Source organism: Bacteroides sp. HF-162, from assembly GCF_015679285.1.
Lineage (GTDB): Bacteria > Bacteroidota > Bacteroidia > Bacteroidales > Bacteroidaceae > Bacteroides > Bacteroides uniformis.
On record NZ_CP064937.1, the window covers coordinates 1,537,117 to 1,553,750 of the forward strand.

General features: G+C 48.1%; 10 protein-coding genes. 8 read left to right on the forward strand and 2 right to left on the reverse strand.

Features of this window, described 5'->3' with window-relative positions; all coding sequences use genetic code 11:
* Positions 1–13: 13 nt before the first annotated feature.
* Both ITJ87_RS06050 and ITJ87_RS06055 read right to left on the reverse strand, forming a co-directional pair.
* Positions 14–196: a hypothetical protein gene (locus ITJ87_RS06050; protein WP_005828596.1), complete on the reverse strand. Its 183-nt coding sequence runs from the start codon at positions 194–196 to the stop codon at positions 14–16.
* 222 nt (positions 197–418) lie between these two features.
* Positions 419–1,846, reverse strand: a complete 1,428-nt coding sequence (locus ITJ87_RS06055) for a sigma-54 dependent transcriptional regulator (protein ID WP_117599216.1) — start codon at positions 1,844–1,846, stop codon at positions 419–421.
* 93 nt (positions 1,847–1,939) lie between these two features.
* Here ITJ87_RS06055 and ITJ87_RS06060 point away from each other — a divergent pair, with 93 nt between their 5' ends.
* The 8 genes from ITJ87_RS06060 to ITJ87_RS06095 all read left to right on the forward strand — a co-directional run bounded on the left by ITJ87_RS06060 (position 1,940) and on the right by ITJ87_RS06095 (position 16,531).
* Positions 1,940–2,779 carry a peptidylprolyl isomerase gene (locus ITJ87_RS06060; RefSeq protein ID WP_117966295.1) on the forward strand — a complete coding sequence of 280 codons (840 nt, stop codon included), beginning with the start codon at positions 1,940–1,942 and terminating at the stop codon, positions 2,777–2,779.
* 24 nt (positions 2,780–2,803) lie between these two features.
* Positions 2,804–4,042, forward strand: a complete 1,239-nt coding sequence (locus ITJ87_RS06065; RefSeq protein ID WP_117599218.1) for a pitrilysin family protein — start codon at positions 2,804–2,806, stop codon at positions 4,040–4,042.
* Position 4,043: 1 nt separating this feature from the next.
* Positions 4,044–5,387, forward strand: a complete 1,344-nt coding sequence (locus ITJ87_RS06070; RefSeq protein WP_117599219.1) for an MATE family efflux transporter — start codon at positions 4,044–4,046, stop codon at positions 5,385–5,387.
* A 4-nt stretch (positions 5,388–5,391) separates the two neighbouring features.
* Entirely contained in the window at positions 5,392–7,686 is a 2,295-nt protein-coding gene (locus tag ITJ87_RS06075; protein WP_117599220.1) for a hybrid sensor histidine kinase/response regulator, read from the forward strand.
* A gap of 107 nt (positions 7,687–7,793) precedes the next feature.
* Positions 7,794–12,344 (forward strand): translocation/assembly module TamB domain-containing protein, encoded by a 4,551-nt coding sequence (locus ITJ87_RS06080; RefSeq protein WP_117966301.1) that lies wholly within the window; start codon positions 7,794–7,796, stop codon positions 12,342–12,344.
* A gap of 9 nt (positions 12,345–12,353) precedes the next feature.
* Positions 12,354–14,708, forward strand: a complete 2,355-nt coding sequence (locus ITJ87_RS06085; protein ID WP_117966304.1) for a BamA/TamA family outer membrane protein — start codon at positions 12,354–12,356, stop codon at positions 14,706–14,708.
* Positions 14,709–14,834: 126 nt separating this feature from the next.
* The gene (locus tag ITJ87_RS06090) at positions 14,835–15,746 is read left to right on the forward strand and encodes a nucleotidyltransferase (protein ID WP_117966307.1); all 912 of its coding nucleotides are present in this window, start codon (positions 14,835–14,837) and stop codon (positions 15,744–15,746) included.
* A gap of 452 nt (positions 15,747–16,198) precedes the next feature.
* A complete protein-coding gene (locus ITJ87_RS06095) occupies positions 16,199–16,531 on the forward strand; it encodes a DUF3795 domain-containing protein (RefSeq protein WP_034528899.1) in 333 nt (110 codons plus the stop codon).
* Positions 16,532–16,634 lie beyond the last annotated feature (103 nt).

Sequence of the window (16,634 nt, forward strand, 5' to 3'; positions counted from 1 at the left end):
AGTGTGCTTACTGTTATTGGGCCACTTTTGCTGTGTCTTGGACGTTCTCGGCTTTCTGCAAAGTATCCGTTACCACAGTGTCGTTAGACAAGGTTGTTGTCTTACTCGGCTGTTCTACCGGAGCCTTAGCTTGAGCCAAGAACGTTCCGCCACAAACAAACATAAACAGGGCTGCTACTAATACTAATTTTTTCATAATTCATTTGCTTTTAGGTTGCTATATCTTATTGTTAAGTCTAAGTGCTTGTTTGTTGTAGCGCTTGTTGCTTGTACTTAATACAAGTCAAATGGTGTGCCAAAAGAATTGTTTGTTGGGTAATGCTTTGATAACTAGATGTATATGTTTTTATGCAAAGTGTAGTATAATGTGGAAAAGTGGGGAATGTGTGGAGAGGAGTGTGGAATTATTCCACATCTTTTAGTCGGATATGTTATAAAGCTTCAACTTGTTGTACAGCGTTTTGCGGTCAATGCCCAACAGTTGTGCAGCGCGGCTCTTGTTGTTTCCCGTCTGCCGTAGGGCTTCGATGATTTGACGCTTCTCTGCCTCCTCATTGCGGAGAGGGATGCCGATGATGGCCGATGCAGGTTCTTTCAGTTCACTTAGTTCGTTGATAGTAATGAATTTGCCTTGTGCCAGCAGGGTTGCACGGCGTACCATATTCTTCATTTGTCGCAGATTGCCAGGCCAGGGGTATTCCAATAAGGCGCGGGATGCTTTGTCATCAAAGCCGGTCAGTTGCTTGTCCATTTCGCGGTTGGCCTGGTCCAGAAAGAAATTGGCAAAGAGCAAGATGTCTTCACGGCGGTCTTTGAGTTGCGGCATGCGCAGGGTGAATTCATTGATACGGTGATATAAATCCTCACGGAACGTTCCTTTTTCGATGGCTTGCTCCAGATTTTCGTTGGTGGCGGATACCAGACGTATGTCCACGCTTATCTCTTTGTTTGAACCAACCGGACGTATCTTGCGTTCTTGCAAAGCACGCAGCAGTTGTATTTGCACTTCATAGCTCAGATTGCCTATCTCATCCAGGAAGATGGTACCGCCGTTGGCTTCGACGAAAGCGCCCGTTTTGTCGGTCAGTGCGCCGGTAAAGGCGCCCTTTATATGCCCGAAGAATTCCGAAGCGGCCAATTCTTTGGGGATAGAACCGCAATCGATGGCTACAAACGGCCGGTCGGCACGCTTGCTGAGCTGGTGGATGCGATGGGCTACGTATTCTTTGCCCGTTCCGCTGGCACCATTGATGAGTACGGACATATTGGTAGGTGAAACCAGTTTCACATAATTGTAGAGTTGTTTGGCTGCGTCGCTCTCTCCTTCGAGGAAGTCGGAGGAAGACAATGAGCCTTCTGCACTCTTCTGAGACTGATTTTTCATCTTGTCGGAATGCATCGTCTGTTTAGGCGAGACGGATGGTCTGTTTGGGGTAAACGCGTCATCTGTTCGGGACGGATGCATCATCTGTTTCAAAGCGGAGGATGATGCATTCAAGGCTTCGCCTATTTTTTTCAGTAATTCGTCCGGATTCACAGGCTTGGCAATGTAATCGCAGGCTCCCAGTTTCATGGCTTGGACGGCCGACTGTATGTCAGCGTATCCCGTCATGATGATAAGCGGTATTTGCAGGCCGTGTTCGCCCAGCCATTTCAATAAGTCAATGCCATCCTTGTCGGGCAGGCGTAGGTCAGACAAAATCAAGTCCACGGTTTCCGACTCAATATGTTTTTGAGCACGGGCAATGCTGCTGGTGGAGGTTACTTGGAAACCTTTTTTGCCGAGCCATGTTTTTAGCATCATGCCGTAAGTAATATCATCTTCTACAATTAATATGGATGTCATTGCTTTTGCCTTTTATCTCTTTTATGTAGGCAAAGGTAAGTGCTTTTGTCTGATTTTAGTATATTTGCAAACTTAAATTAAATAAAAAACAAAATGAAAAGGAATCTAATTGTATTATTAACTATACTGGTTTGCGGTTTGACTGCTTGCAAGCCGGGACAAAAGAAAGAGGAAAATATGGAAAAAGAAACGAAGCTGAAGATTGAAACAAGTGCGGGTGACATCACCGTGAAACTGTATAATGAAACCCCGAAACATCGTGATAACTTTATTAAGCTGGTGAAAGACGGCACGTATGAAGGTACGCTGTTCCACCGTGTCATCAAGGACTTTATGATACAAGCAGGTGACCCGGAATCGAAAAAGGCTCCAAAAGGCAAGATGCTGGGGGCAGGCGACGTAGGTTATACTGTTCCTGCCGAATTTGTTTATCCGAAGTATTTTCACAAAAAAGGTGCTTTGTCGGCTGCACGCCAGGGTGATGAGGTGAATCCCGACAAGGCATCATCCGGCTGCCAGTTCTACATTGTGACTGGAAAAGTGTATAATGACTCTACCTTGCTGGGGATGGAACAGCAGATGAATCAGATGCGCCTGAACAATGCTTTCAATGCATTGGCCCAGAAGCATATGAAGGAAATCTACAAGATGCGTAAGAATAATGACCAGGACGGTCTGATGGATTTGCAAGATTCTTTGATTGCGCAGGCAGAGGCTCAGGTTGCCAAGGAACCGGAGTTCAAGTTTACTCCCGAGCAGGTGAAGGCTTATACTACCATGGGTGGTACTCCGCATTTGGACGGTGCATATACCGTATTCGGTGAAGTGCTGGAAGGTATGGATATAGTTGATAAAATACAGAAGGTCAAGACTGATCGTAACGACCGTCCTGAAGAGGATGTGGTTATTAAAAAAGTGACAGTGATAGATTGATGATAGATTCTGTCATTCTATTTTATGAAGATAAACAAAAAGATATTTGACAACGGTCTGCGGTTGGTGCACAATGAGGATACCAGCACGCAGATGGTTGCCTTGAATATTGTTTATGACGTAGGTGCCCGTGACGAGCATCCCGAGCATACGGGCTTTGCCCATTTGTTTGAGCATCTGATGTTTGGAGGTTCGGTGCATATTCCTGATTATGACGCTCCTTTGCAACTGGCAGGTGGGGAGAATAATGCATGGACCAATAATGATATTACCAATTACTACCTGACGGTTCCAAAATCGAATGTGGAAATCGGCTTCTGGCTGGAGTCCGACCGTATGCTGGAACTGGCATTCAGTGAGCAAAGTCTTGAGGTGCAGCGTGCAGTGGTGATGGAGGAGTTCAAGCAACGTTGCCTGAACCAGCCGTATGGTGATGTGGGGCATCTGCTTCGTCCTTTGGCTTATCAAACGCATCCTTATCGCTGGCCTACTATCGGGAAAGACCTCTCTCACATTGCCAATGCCACGCTGGATGAGGTAAAGGAATTCTTTTTCCGTTTTTATGCACCTAATAATGCAGTTCTGGCCGTTACCGGAAATATTTCGTGGGAAGAAACGATTAGGCTGACTGAAAAATGGTTTGCTCCTATTCCCCGTAGGAATGTGCCTGTAAGACAATTACCGCAAGAAGTTGTACAGACGGCGGAACGCCGGCAGACGGTGGAACGGAATGTTCCTCTGGATGCTTTGTTCATGGCTTATCACATGTGCAGTCGTGAAGATGCCGATTATTATGCCTTCGATATTCTGTCGGATATTCTGAGCAATGGACGTTCCAGTCGCTTGACCCGCAGGCTGGTGCAGGAGCAAAAGCTCTTTTCCAGTCTCGATGCCTATATCTCCGGTACACGGGATGCCGGACTGCTGCATATCAGTGGAAAGCCATCTGCTGGCGTATCTTTGGAGCAAGCCGAGGCTGCTGTCCGGAAAGAGTTGGAAGAGTTGAAATCCGGGTTTGTTGGAGAGCAGGAATTGGAGAAAGTAAAGAACAAGTTTGAGTCTACACAGATATTCGGCAACATCAATTATCTGAATGTTGCCACGAACCTTGCCTGGTTTGAACTGACCGGGCAGGCGGAAGACATAGACCGTGAAGTGGACAATTACCGCTCTGTGACGGCAGAACAGCTTCATAGGGTAGCCCAACAGACCTTCCGCGATGAAAATGGGATTGTGCTTTATTACCAAAAAGAAAACCTTTAGTATGAGAAATTTATTTGATACGTATAAGCAACACTACAAAGCATTGCTTCTCCTGGGACTACCCATTGTGGTGGGGCAGTTGGGAGTCATTGTGCTGGGGTTTGCCGATACGCTGATGATTGGGCATCATAGCACGGAAGAGCTGGGTGCCGCTTCTTTCGTAAACAATCTGTTTACTCTCTGTATTATTTTCAGTACGGGGTTCAGCTACGGGCTGACCCCGGTTGTGGGAGGCTTCTACGGTAACCGCCGTTTTGCCGAAGCCGGACAAGCGTTACGGTGCAGTCTGGTGGCCAATGTGCTGGTAGCTTTATTGCTGACTCTTGTCATGGCTGTTCTGTATTTCAATGTGGAACGGCTGGGGCAGCCCGAAGAATTACTGCCTCTGATTAAGCCTTATTATCTAGTGCTGCTTGCTTCACTGGTTTTTGTCATGTTGTTCAACGGCTTTAAACAGTTTACGGATGGCATCACCGACACCAAGACGGCCATGTGGATTCTGCTTGGAGGGAATGCGCTTAACATCGTAGGAAACTATATTCTGATCAATGGAAAATTGGGTTTCCCGGAGATGGGATTGCTTGGCGCGGGTGTAAGTACCTTGTTCTCTCGCATTGTGATGGTCGTGGTCTTTGCGGTGATTGTGCTTCGTAGTCGCCGTTTTATCCGTTATAGACTCGGATTCATGAGGCTGGGATGGTCGACACCGATGTTTAGGAAACTCAATGCTCTGGGCTGGCCTGTCGGTATGCAGATGGGAATGGAGACCGCTTCCTTCAGCCTCAGTGTTGTCATGGTGGGGTGGCTGGGGACACTTGCTCTGGCATCACATCAGATAATGCTCACTGTCTCTCAGTTCACCTTCATGATGTATTATGGCATGGGTGCTGCAGTTGCTGTGCGTGTCAGTAACTTTAAGGGGCAGGGCGACGGGCAGAATGTGCGCCGTTCGGCGTATGCTGGCCTTCACGTCATCTTATGCATGGAAGTGGTGCTGTTGAGTATTGTCTTTGCACTTCGCGGTCAGGTCGGAGGATGGTTTACAGATAATATGGAAGTGTCCGGTATGGTAGCCGCTCTCTTCTTTCCGTTCCTGATTTACCAGTTCGGTGACGGATTGCAGATTAATTTTGCCAATGCCCTGCGTGGTATCTCGGATGTGAAACCGATGATGATTATTGCATTTATATCCTATTTTGTTATATCTTTGCCCGTAGGTTACCTCTGCGGTTTCATCTTCGGCTGGGGACTGACGGGGGTCTGGATGGCTTTCCCGTTTGGACTGACCAGTGCAGGGGTGATGCTGTGGCTGAGATTCCGTAGACAGACCAGGGAAAGGATTTGATAATATGAACAGTGTCTCCAAAGTAAAGATTGCCGTAGGCTACACTTTGTTGCTGGCGGTATTGTTTTTTTCCTTGTTCTTCGTACACCGGGAGATGGAGAACCTTATTCTTACCGATGACCGCGATGTACAATGGACAGACAGCGTACTAGCTTTGATACGCGAGAAGGATACCAATACGATAAGAATGCTGCGTACGCTGAGTGAGGCGAATGACAGCATGGTATCCACCAGTGACATTGAGCAGATAATTGCCCAGCAGGACTCAGTAGTGACCCAGCAACGTGTGCAGCACCGTATCATTACACATCGGGATACCGTCGTGACACGCCCTCGGAAGAAGGGTTTTTTCCGTCGTTTGGGTGAAGTGTTTGTCCCCCCAAAGAAAGATACGGCTATCCAGGTGAAGACCTCCCTCGAATTTGCGACGGATACGGTGATTGAACCTTATAATCCGGCCGATTCTTTGCATGAGAAACTGCGTGCTGTGGCCCAGCAGAAAAAAGCTGTAAACACTGTTATACAACGACGTAAACGCTATCTGCAACGCTTGGACCATATGCTGACCGCTCGTATTGACAGTTTGCTGAAAGATTATGAGACGGAAACTCTGCTGCGTGCACGGACGGAAGCCGAGTATCAACAGGCGGTCCGACGCCGTTCGGCCAAGATTATCAGTGGCATTGCCGTAGGTGCGGTATTGCTTTCCGTTTTTTTCCTTATTATCATCGGTCGCGACATAACTCGAAGCAACCGTTACCGCCGTGAGTTGGAAGAGGCCCGCCGTCGTGCCGAAGATTTACTTGCTGTCCGTGAAAAACTGATGCTTGCCATTACCCATGATTTCAAAGCCCCGCTCGGTTCTATCATGGGCTATGCCGATTTGCTTTCCCGTCTGACGGTGGATGAGCGCCAGCGGTTCTATCTGGACAATATGAAAACCTCATCGGAGCATCTGCTGAAGCTGGTCGTTGATTTGCTCGACTTCCATCGTCTTGATTTGAACAAGGCTGAAGTCAACCGGGTCACTTTTCATCCTTCCCGCCTGCTTGAAGAGATACACGTAAGTTTTGAACCGCTTACGGCTGCCAAAGGGCTGGCGCTTCATTGCGACATTGCCCCGGAGCTGGACGGTACCTATATTTGTGACCCCTTGCGTCTGCGTCAGATTATCAACAATTTGCTGTCCAATGCCGTGAAGTTTACGGACCAAGGCGGTATTACCATGACTGCCCGTTACGAGGACCGTCGACTGGTAGTTGCCATTGCTGATACGGGTAGAGGTATGGAGCCTGCTGACCGTGAGCGTATCTTCCAGGAATTCACCCGATTACCGGGTGCTCAGGGTAAAGAAGGGTTCGGACTCGGACTTTCCATCGTCCGTATGTTGGTACAGTTACTTGAAGGTACGATTGATGTAGACAGTGTACCAGGTAAGGGAAGCACTTTCACGATATATATTCCTATCTATCCCGTAAGGAGCGAAAGGCGTAGAATGAAGGATGAAGAATTGGGCTGTGTTGTCACGCCGGAGGGCAATTCTTCATTCTCCGTTCCTTGTTCTTCATTGAAGAATGTCCTCCTTATCGATGATGACCGTATTCAACTTACCCTTACTGCCGCCATGCTTCAGCAGAGTGGTATAAATTCTGTTTCTTGTTTACAACTGGATGAATTGCTGGATGCCTTGCGCACTGCAACCTTTGATGTTCTGCTTACTGATGTGCAGATGCCTGCTATTAATGGTTTTGATTTACTGAAACTGCTGCGTGCTTCGAACATACCGCAGGCACAGTCTGTTCCGGTGATTGCTGTCACTGCTCGCAGTGACATGCAGCGTGAGGAATTTACGGCGCATGGCTTTGCCGGATGCCTGCATAAGCCGTTTACCGTCAGTGAATTGCTGCATGAATTGAATGTGGAGGACAAAGGGAAGGAGGTTACAGAAGTTTCGGAAACTTCGGCTTGCCCGGGGTATAAATTCTCTTCGCTCACCGTTTTTTCGGTCGATGACCCCGAGGCCGCAAAGTCCATTCTGGAAAGTTTTGTGGCTGAAACCCGTCTCAATGCGGAGCGTTTGCAGAAGGCTGTGGAGAATGAGGATGTGGACGAGATGGCTGCTGTCTCCCACAAAATGATTCCCCTCTTTACGTTGATTGGAGCTACGGAACTGGTTGCATTGCTGAAACTGTTGGAAACTTCGCATGGAGTGCCTTTTACCGGAGAGTTGAAAGAGCACGCCCTTGCCGCCCTCGTTTTGATAGAGGATGTCATTACTCAGGCAACAGCTTTTCCGTAATGGGGGAACAGAGAAGAATACATGATTTTTCTCTATCGGGAACCAAATGTCGAAAGAAATTGTTTACTTTGTAGGACTTTTAAATACGATGAAAGATTGACGTTCCGATGAGAAGAAAATGGTTGAGAATAGCACTGTGGGTGCTGCTTACTCCTATTATACTGTTTATAATATTGATGATACTGCTCTATGTGCCTCCCGTACAGAATTTGATACGGAAGCAGGCTACAGCAATTGCATCAGATGCTACGGGTATGGACATATCTGTGGAGCGGATTGACCTTCGCTTTCCTTTGAATTTGTTGGTTCGCGGTGTATTGGTGGTACAGCCTGCCGACAGTGCTGTTGAGGTGCAGCATCCCGATACTTTGCTGAATCTTGGAAGTTTGAACGTGCGGGTGCAGGCATGGCCTTTACTCAAAGGGAAAGTGGAGGTGGATGACATTACCCTGAAACAAGTTGCTGTTAACTCTTCCAATTTAATGGAAGGTATGTGCATCAAAGGGGTACTGGGGCATTTCTTTTTCGAAAGCCATGGCATAGACCTTACAAAAGAAGATGCTATTCTCAATAATATAGAATTGAGCGATACCCATGTGCAGGTAATGCTTGCAGATACCACTGAGACTCCCAAGGACACTACTGACACTGCGTTAAACTGGAAAGTCACACTCCATACCCTGAAGTTGAAGAACGTCTCGGTCGATTTACAGATGCCATTGGACTCCATGGGGCTGAAAGCCCATATCGGAAATGCTGAGATTGCGGACGCTGCTGCCGACCTGAAACACCAGTTCTATGGCTGGAGAAAATTCCTGCTGACTGGAACTTCTGTCAATTATGATACCGGCGGCCCGGGGAGTGCGATAGGTTTCGACCCCTCGCACATTGCTCTTCACGACATTCGTATGGGCATTGATTCTGTGATGTACTACGGTAGAGATATGAATGCCGTTATCCGGGAATTTTCCATGTATGAGCGTTCCGGTTTGAGTGTAACTTCCCTGACCGGGCGGTTGTTTGCCGACTCTACCGTTATCCGTATCCCTTCTTTGAAGTTGCTGACACCTCATAGTGAGATGAATCTTACGGCACAGACTTACTGGGAACTGATAAATATACCTACCACCGGCCGTTTGACAGCCCGTTTCAATGCCCGTATCGGCAAACAGGATGTACTGCTTTTTGCCGGTGGCCTGCCGGAAACTTTCAAGGAAGCCTATCCGTTCCGTCCGTTGGTGATTCATGCCGGTACGGAAGGAAACCTGAAGCAGATGCAGATTTCCCGTTTTACGGCTGAGCTGCCCGGAGCCTTTTCGTTGAGTGGGGGAGGAGAATTCTGGAACCTGGCCGACAGTGTGAAACGCAATGGAAACATGGACTTCGAGATGCATACGCAGAACTTGAACTTCCTGACCGGACTAGCTGACATTGCTCCCGATGGCTCCGTCATCGTGCCGGACAGTATGCACCTTGCGGCACGTGTCGGTATGGAGGGGGCGCAGTGCACTGCCGCCCTGAAACTGCAGGAGAAGGAAGGCGCCTTGAATCTGGATGCCGCCTATAATCTTGCTACGGAAGCCTACCATGCCGACCTTGCCATCAACAACTTGCAGGTGCATCACTTCCTGCCCAAGGACTCTATTTATACTCTTACGGTAAAGATGTCCGCTAAGGGACAAGGGGTGGATGTGGCATCACGAAAGACTGTGGCTGCTTTGAATGCCTCCTTGGAAAAACTACAGTATGGCCATTGGGACATTTCCGGTGTGGATGTGCATGCCGGACTCAAGTCATCCGTTGCTACTGTCCGTCTTGCCAGCGATAATGTTCTTCTCAAGATGCAGGGAAATGCAGATATGCGTCTTGACCGCAGCTATCTGGATGGCGCTTTGGATTTGAATGTGGAAGAGGTGAATCTGCACAAGCTGGGGTTGGTGCCCCGACCGTTGAAACACCCATTTGCCTTTACAATGGGAGCGGAGGCACGTCATGATTCTCTCGAGTTGAGGCTTGATGCCGGTGACTTGAATCTGCGTTTCCGCGCTCATAGCACGTTGAAGAAGTTGATGGAACAGTCGGATAAATTTGTCTCTATCCTGACAAAGCAGATTGATGAACGGCGTTTGGACCATGCCGCTTTGCGACAAGTCCTTCCTTCAGCCGGCATGCATCTGGAAGCCGGTAACCAGAATCCCGTCAGCTATTTCCTGGCTGCAAAGGGTATTTCCTATAATGATTTCAAACTGAGCTTCGGATTTACTCCGCAAGTCGGCATCAATGGGCGTACAGCTGTTCACGGATTGCGCATGGACTCCTTGCAGCTCGATACAATATTTTTTACAGTAAAGCAGGATACTGCCCGCATGAAGTTGCAAGGTGGTGTCATAAACGGTCCCAAGAACCCGCAGTTTGTGTTCCGCAGTACACTGACGGGTGAAGTCCGTAATGAAGATGCGGAGCTGACTGTGGATTATGTGGATGGAAAAGGGCAGACCGGTGTGCTGTTCGGTATTAACGCCCGTCCGTTGACCGAAGGACATGGTCGCGGTGATGGTGTGCTGCTGAACCTTATTCCTGCCGAGCCGATTATCGCTTTCCGTAAATTCCACTTTGCGGACAATAGTAACTGGATTTATCTGCATAAGAATATGCGCGTCTATGCCAATATTGATATGGACAGCGACGATGGTCTGTGTTTCCGTATGCAATCCGACAAGAATGATACCCTTTCCTTGCAGAATATAAACGTAGAACTGAGCCGATTGCGCCTGGATGAACTTACGGAGGTACTTCCTTATATGCCTCGGCTTACGGGATTGTTCTCCGCCGAAGCAAATTATATACAGACTGCCACTTCCCTGCAGGTGTCCGCCGAAGCCAATGTAGAGAAACTGACCTACGAACGCCAACCGGTTGGAGATATAGGTCTGGGGGCTACCTGGTTGCCGGGCGACAAGAATACGCACTATTTGAATACCTATTTTACACATGATAACGAAGAAGTGATGACCGCCGACGGTATCTTGACGCAGAAGAACGGAAAGGATACTCTGGAAGTGTCCACTCGTTTCGAGCATTTCCCATTGAAGATGGCCAATGCATTCATCCCTGACCAAATGGTGGCCTTTACCGGAGATATTGATGGAGGGCTTTATATTTACGGTTCGCTGGATAAGCCTCAAATGCATGGTGATATTGTTTTGGACAGTGTGTCTGTCTATGCACGCCAGGCGGGAGCACGTTACTGGTTCGACAACCGTCCGGTGCAGATAAAGGACAATCAGTTGATATTCGATAAGTTTGCCATTTATACCACCAGCAAGAATCCGTTTACGATTGACGGTAAGGTTGATTTCCGGAATATGGAGCGTCCTACTGCCAACCTCAATCTGCTGGCAGAGAACTATACGTTGCTGGATGCACCGCGTACCCGCGAAAGTCTGGTATATGGAAAGGTGTTCGTTGACTTGCATGCCACGGTGAAGGGACCGCTTGACGGGCTCACGATGCGTGGAAACATGAATCTGCTGGGCAATACCAACGTAACCTACGTGTTGACCGATTCCCCTTTAACGGTGGAAGACCGTCTCAGTGGGCTGGTCACCTTTACCTCATTCACCGATACGACGTCGGTAAAGGCGGATGAAGTTCCTGCCATGTCGTTGGGAGGATTGGAAATGTATATGTCCGTCCATATTGACGATGCTGTCCGTCTTCGTGCCGACTTGAGTCCCGACCGCAGCAAATACATCGAACTGGAAGGTGGCGGTGATTTGAATATGCAGTATACTCCCCAAGGGGATATGAGCCTTACCGGACGCTATACCCTTTCGGGTGGCGTCATGAAATATTCGCTGCCTATCATCCCCTTGAAGGAGTTTCAGTTCAATCCCGGCAGTTATGTGGATTGGCGAGGGAATATTATGAATCCTACGCTAAGCCTAAAGGCTACGGAACGTATGCGTGCTTCTGTGGCCGACGGTGACGGGGACGGTTCGCGCATGGTGAACTTCGATGTTTCCATTTCCATCAAGAACAGGCTTGACGCTCCCGATCTTATATTCGATATTTCGGCGCCCGAAGATGGCACAGTAGAGAATGAGCTGCAGGCAATGGGGGCAGAAGAGCGTAGTAAGCAGGCTATTGCGATGCTTGCTACGGGTATTTACTTGAATAGCGGCGCCAAAGGAGGAGGTTTGTCAATGGGAGCCGCCTTGAACTCAGTGCTTCAGAGCCAGATAAACTCCTTGGCGGGAGGTATAAAAGGTGCCAATATCAGTGTAGGTGTGGAAGACCGTACCTCTGCTGAAACGGGCGACACGCAGAAAGACTTCAGTTTCCGTTATTCCCAGCGTTTCTTCAACGATCGCGTACAGATAGTCATCGGTGGAAAAGTATCCACCGGGGCCAATGCGACGAACGATGCGGAATCATTCATTGACAATATATCGCTGGAATACCGTCTTGATGCGTCGGGTACCCGATATGTCCGTGTATTCCATAATAAGAACTACGAAAGCATACTCGACGGTGAGATAACCGAAACGGGTGTTGGCCTTGTGCTGCGCCGGAAGATGGACCGGTTGGGTGAACTCTTCATCTTCAGGAAGAAAAAGATAAAACCGGAGGCTGAAAACAGCGATATGAAAAAGTAGGAATGTGATATGAAACGACTGATATTATATATTGCAGGATTGATATTTCTGGCAGGTTGCTCCACCACGAAGCACTTGCCCGAGGGGGAGATACTCTATACCGGACAAAAGCCGATGATTGTATTGAACCGCAGTGAAACGTCTGTTGGCGAGATTGCCATGGAAGAGGTGGAAGCCGCCCTTGCTACGGCACCGAACAATTCGTTGCTGGGGAGCTCTACTATCCGCTATCCCTTTCCTTTCGGACTGTGGATTTACAATGGTTTCCAGAAGTATGAGAAGGGACTCGGAAAGTGGATATTCAATAAATTTGCCGCCACTCCGGTGCTTCTGTCTACGGTGAATCCCGATATACGTCAGAAGGCGGCGGTTAACTTGCTGCGCGATTACGGCTATTTCAACGGAAGCGTCAGCTACAAGACATTTATCGACCCGAAAGACTCGCTGAAGGCAAAGTTGCAATATACGGTGAACATGCGTAATCCTTACTTTATAGATACGGTGTACTATCGTGGTTTCAACCAACGTACCACTCGCATTATGGAGCTGGGGCGCCGACGTTCCCTTATCAGTCCGGGAGAACAATTCAATGTGGCTGATCTGGATGGGGAGCGTACCCGTATCAGTACCCTGCTGCGTAATGTGGGCTGTTATTATTTCCGTCCCGACTACCTAACCTATCAGGCCGATACCATGATGGTTCCCAATGGGCATGTCCAGATGCGCTTGATTCCCGTTCCCGGTATGCCAAAGGTAGCCGAGAAGCAGTTTCGTGTGGGGCGTAAATCCGTCTATCTTCTTGGAAAGCAGGGGCAGGAACCCAATGACAGCATGGATTACAAAGGCTTGACCATACATTACTACAACAAACCACCGGTACGTCCCAACATGCTTTACCGTTGGTTGAACTATCAAGGTTATCGGCGGAAACGTCAGATACAGGACAGCGCAGGTATTGCCCGCCAGCGTTCTATGCAGAGTTTGTATAGCTTATATCGTCAAACCCGTATTCAGGAGCGCCTGGCAAGCGTCGGTATTTTCCGTTATGCGGAGATGCAGTATATACCGCGTGATACGGCATTTGTGTCTGATACATTGGATGTGAAGGTCATTGCCGCGCTCGATAAACCCTACGATGCGGAATTGGATTTTAATGTCACTATGAAGAGCAATAATCAGACGGGACCGGGTGCCGCTTTTACGGTGACGAAGAATAATGTCTTCGGTGGCGGTGAAAGCTGGAATGTGAAGTTGAACGGTTCGTACGAATGGCAGACGGGCAAGGCAAGCTCTTCTCTGATGAACAGCTATGAACTGGGTATCTCCACTTCGCTTATCTTTCCGCGCGTGGTGTTTCCCAGGATGGGCGACCGTGAGTATGACTTCCCGGCTACAACGACTTTCCGTTTGTATGCCGACCAGATGAACCGTGCCAAGTATTATAAGCTGTTGGCTTTTGGCGGTAATGTCACTTATGACTTCCAGCCCAAATCGACTTCCAGGCACAGTATAACTCCTTTCCGGTTGACATTCAATGTACTGCGCAATCCTACTGCCGCTTTCGATACACTGCGTGCCGAGAATCCGGCACTCTACGTTAGTTTGCGCGACCAGTTCATTCCTGCCATGGAGTACACCTATACTTATGACAACGCTTCCGTGCGCGGCAAGCGTAACCCCATCTGGTGGCAGACCACCGTTGCGTCGGCCGGTAACCTGACTTCTGCTGTTTACCGTATTTTCGGCAAGCCGTTCAGTGAGGAAGGGAAGAAGCTTTTCGGTGTACCTTTTGCACAGTTCTTGAAGCTGAACTCGGAATTCAGGTACCATTACCGGATAGACAAGAACCAGATGATTGCTTCGCGTATTGCGGGAGGGGTAATATGGTCGTATGGCAACGCTACGACCGCACCTTATACGGAACAGTTCTATATCGGTGGTGCCAACAGTGTGCGCGCCTTTTCTGCACGCAGTATAGGTCCGGGCGGTTATCCTCCCGAGACGGATAGGAAATATACCTATATCAACCACGTGGGTGATATTCGCATGGAAGCCAATATCGAGTATCGCTTCCGTATGATTGCCGACTTGCATGGAGCCGTATTCTTGGATGCCGGCAATGTATGGCTGATGCGTAAAGATGAAAACCGCCCGAATGGTGAATTTACGTTGAAGAATTTCCCGAAACAGATTGCTTTGGGCACGGGATTTGGCTTGCGTTACGATTTGGACTTTCTTGTTTTTCGTCTGGACTTGGGTATCGGGCTGCATGATCCGTATGATACCGGGAAGTCGGGGTATTATAATATTCCCAAGTTCAAGGACAGCATGGCGTTGCATTTTGCCATCGGTTATCCGTTCTAAATGTACCTTTTTGAACGGATAGTGGTAAAGAATGAACTAAAACTCCCTTCTGTCAGCCATAAATTTTTGTACATTTGCAGCCGTTATCAACTGTGATATACTAACCTTTTTAAATAATAACTAAATATGAAACCAACTTTATTCTTATTGGCAGCCGGCATGGGCAGTCGTTATGGTGGCTTGAAACAATTGGACGGACTGGGCCCGAATGGCGAAACTATCATGGATTATTCTATTTACGATGCCATCAATGCCGGTTTTGGAAAGCTCGTTTTCGTAATCCGTAAAGATTTTGAGCAGGATTTCCGCGACAAGATTATTTCCAAATACGAAGGCCATATCCCCTGCGAACTGGTATTCCAGTCCATCGATGACCTTCCCGAAGGCTTCACCTGCCCCGAAGGCCGTACCAAACCTTGGGGAACCAACCATGCTGTAATGATGGGTGCCGATGTAATAAAGGAACCGTTTGCTGTTATCAACTGCGACGATTTCTACGGTCGTGATTCCTTCCAGGTAATGGGCAAATTTCTTGCAGCCCTTCCCGAAGGTTCCAAAAATGTATATTCCATGGTAGGCTTCCGCATCGGTAATACATTGAGCGAAAGCGGTACCGTATCCCGTGGTTTGTGCGGAACGGATGCAAACAACTTGTTGACTTCTGTAGTAGAGCGTACCCAGATTCAGCGTATGGACGGCGAGGTGAAGTACATCGATGATAACGGTGAATGGACTGCCACTCCCGAGACGACTCCGGTCAGCATGAACTTCTGGGGCTTTACTCCCGATTACTTTGCTTACAGTGCAGAGTTTTTCAAGAGCTTCCTGAGCGACCCGAAGAATATGGAGAATCTGAAAAGCGAATTCTTCATCCCGCTGATGGTGGATAAGCTGATTAACAATGGCACTGCTACCTGCGAAGTGCTCGATACAACCAGCAAGTGGTTCGGTGTGACTTATCCCGAAGACCGTCAGAGTGTAGTCGACAAGATTCAGGCTTTGGTGGATGCGGGTGAGTATCCTGCGAAGCTGTTCTAAAGTAAGACGGAAGGATAACTTGATTCGCATTAATTTATTGGGTAAAAGAACAAAAGGACAAATATGGGGAAGGCGTTTGCCAGAGCTATATTTGTTCTTCTGTTTTCTGTTCACGAGGTGTCTGGTGCAAGCATACTGAAATGTTGGAACAGAACCCTGCATTGGGCTTACCGATATTGGAACCTTTGAAATCAGATTACTCCAAGTATGTCCGGAACAGCGTAGGGAATTGGTTAAATGATGCAAGTAAGACGCAATCCGGATTTGTAAGGAAGCTTTGCAGGCGTTAGGAAAGTGAAACGAAAGAGACCAAGTATATCGTTAAGAAAGCGCTGAGGACTGTCGGTAAATGAGTGTCTGTTCCAAGGTATGGGGTGAGTTTTGGGCTTACTGAATCGATGTGCGGGAAAAGGGGCATTATATCCTCAAACATAAATCGTTATAACCAAGTGATGAAACAATTAATTGCATGTTGCGGGTTGGATTGCGAAAATTGCGCCGCCCGTATAGCCACTGTCAATAATGACGATGAGCTGAGAGAGAAAACTGCCAAAGAGTGGAGTGTGCTGAACAATACGCCGGAAATTACGCCGGAAACCATCCATTGTATGGGGTGCCGTGCAGACGGGGTGAAGTTTGCCTATTGCAGCGATTATTGTGCTATCCGCAAATGTGTGTACGAAAAAGGTTTCAATACTTGCGGCGACTGTAAGGAACTGGATACTTGCCAGGTGGTAGGTGCGGTTCTTCAGCATGCGCCCGGTGCAAGGGAAAATCTTTATTAACCGTAAAATCTTTGATTAAATAAAATATTGCTTATCTTTGCAGTATGACAAAGACATTTAAATCGGATTTGGTTTTGTAAACAATCTGTGTTCCCTGCACAGA

Excerpts from the sequence above, each read along its gene's own strand:
- ITJ87_RS06080 (WP_117966301.1), top strand. The coding sequence starts at position 7,794 with ATGAGAAGAAAATGGTTGAGAATAGCACTGTGGGTGCTGCTTACTCCT.
- ITJ87_RS06050 (WP_005828596.1), bottom strand. The coding sequence starts at position 196 with ATGAAAAAATTAGTATTAGTAGCAGCCCTGTTTATGTTTGTTTGTGGC.
- ITJ87_RS06060 (WP_117966295.1), top strand. The coding sequence starts at position 1,940 with ATGAAAAGGAATCTAATTGTATTATTAACTATACTGGTTTGCGGTTTG.
- ITJ87_RS06075 (WP_117599220.1), top strand. The coding sequence starts at position 5,392 with ATGAACAGTGTCTCCAAAGTAAAGATTGCCGTAGGCTACACTTTGTTG.
- ITJ87_RS06065 (WP_117599218.1), top strand. The coding sequence starts at position 2,804 with ATGAAGATAAACAAAAAGATATTTGACAACGGTCTGCGGTTGGTGCAC.
- ITJ87_RS06085 (WP_117966304.1), top strand. The coding sequence starts at position 12,354 with ATGAAACGACTGATATTATATATTGCAGGATTGATATTTCTGGCAGGT.
- ITJ87_RS06095 (WP_034528899.1), top strand. The coding sequence starts at position 16,199 with ATGAAACAATTAATTGCATGTTGCGGGTTGGATTGCGAAAATTGCGCC.
- ITJ87_RS06090 (WP_117966307.1), top strand. The coding sequence starts at position 14,835 with ATGAAACCAACTTTATTCTTATTGGCAGCCGGCATGGGCAGTCGTTAT.
- ITJ87_RS06055 (WP_117599216.1), bottom strand. The coding sequence starts at position 1,846 with ATGACATCCATATTAATTGTAGAAGATGATATTACTTACGGCATGATG.
- ITJ87_RS06070 (WP_117599219.1), top strand. The coding sequence starts at position 4,044 with ATGAGAAATTTATTTGATACGTATAAGCAACACTACAAAGCATTGCTT.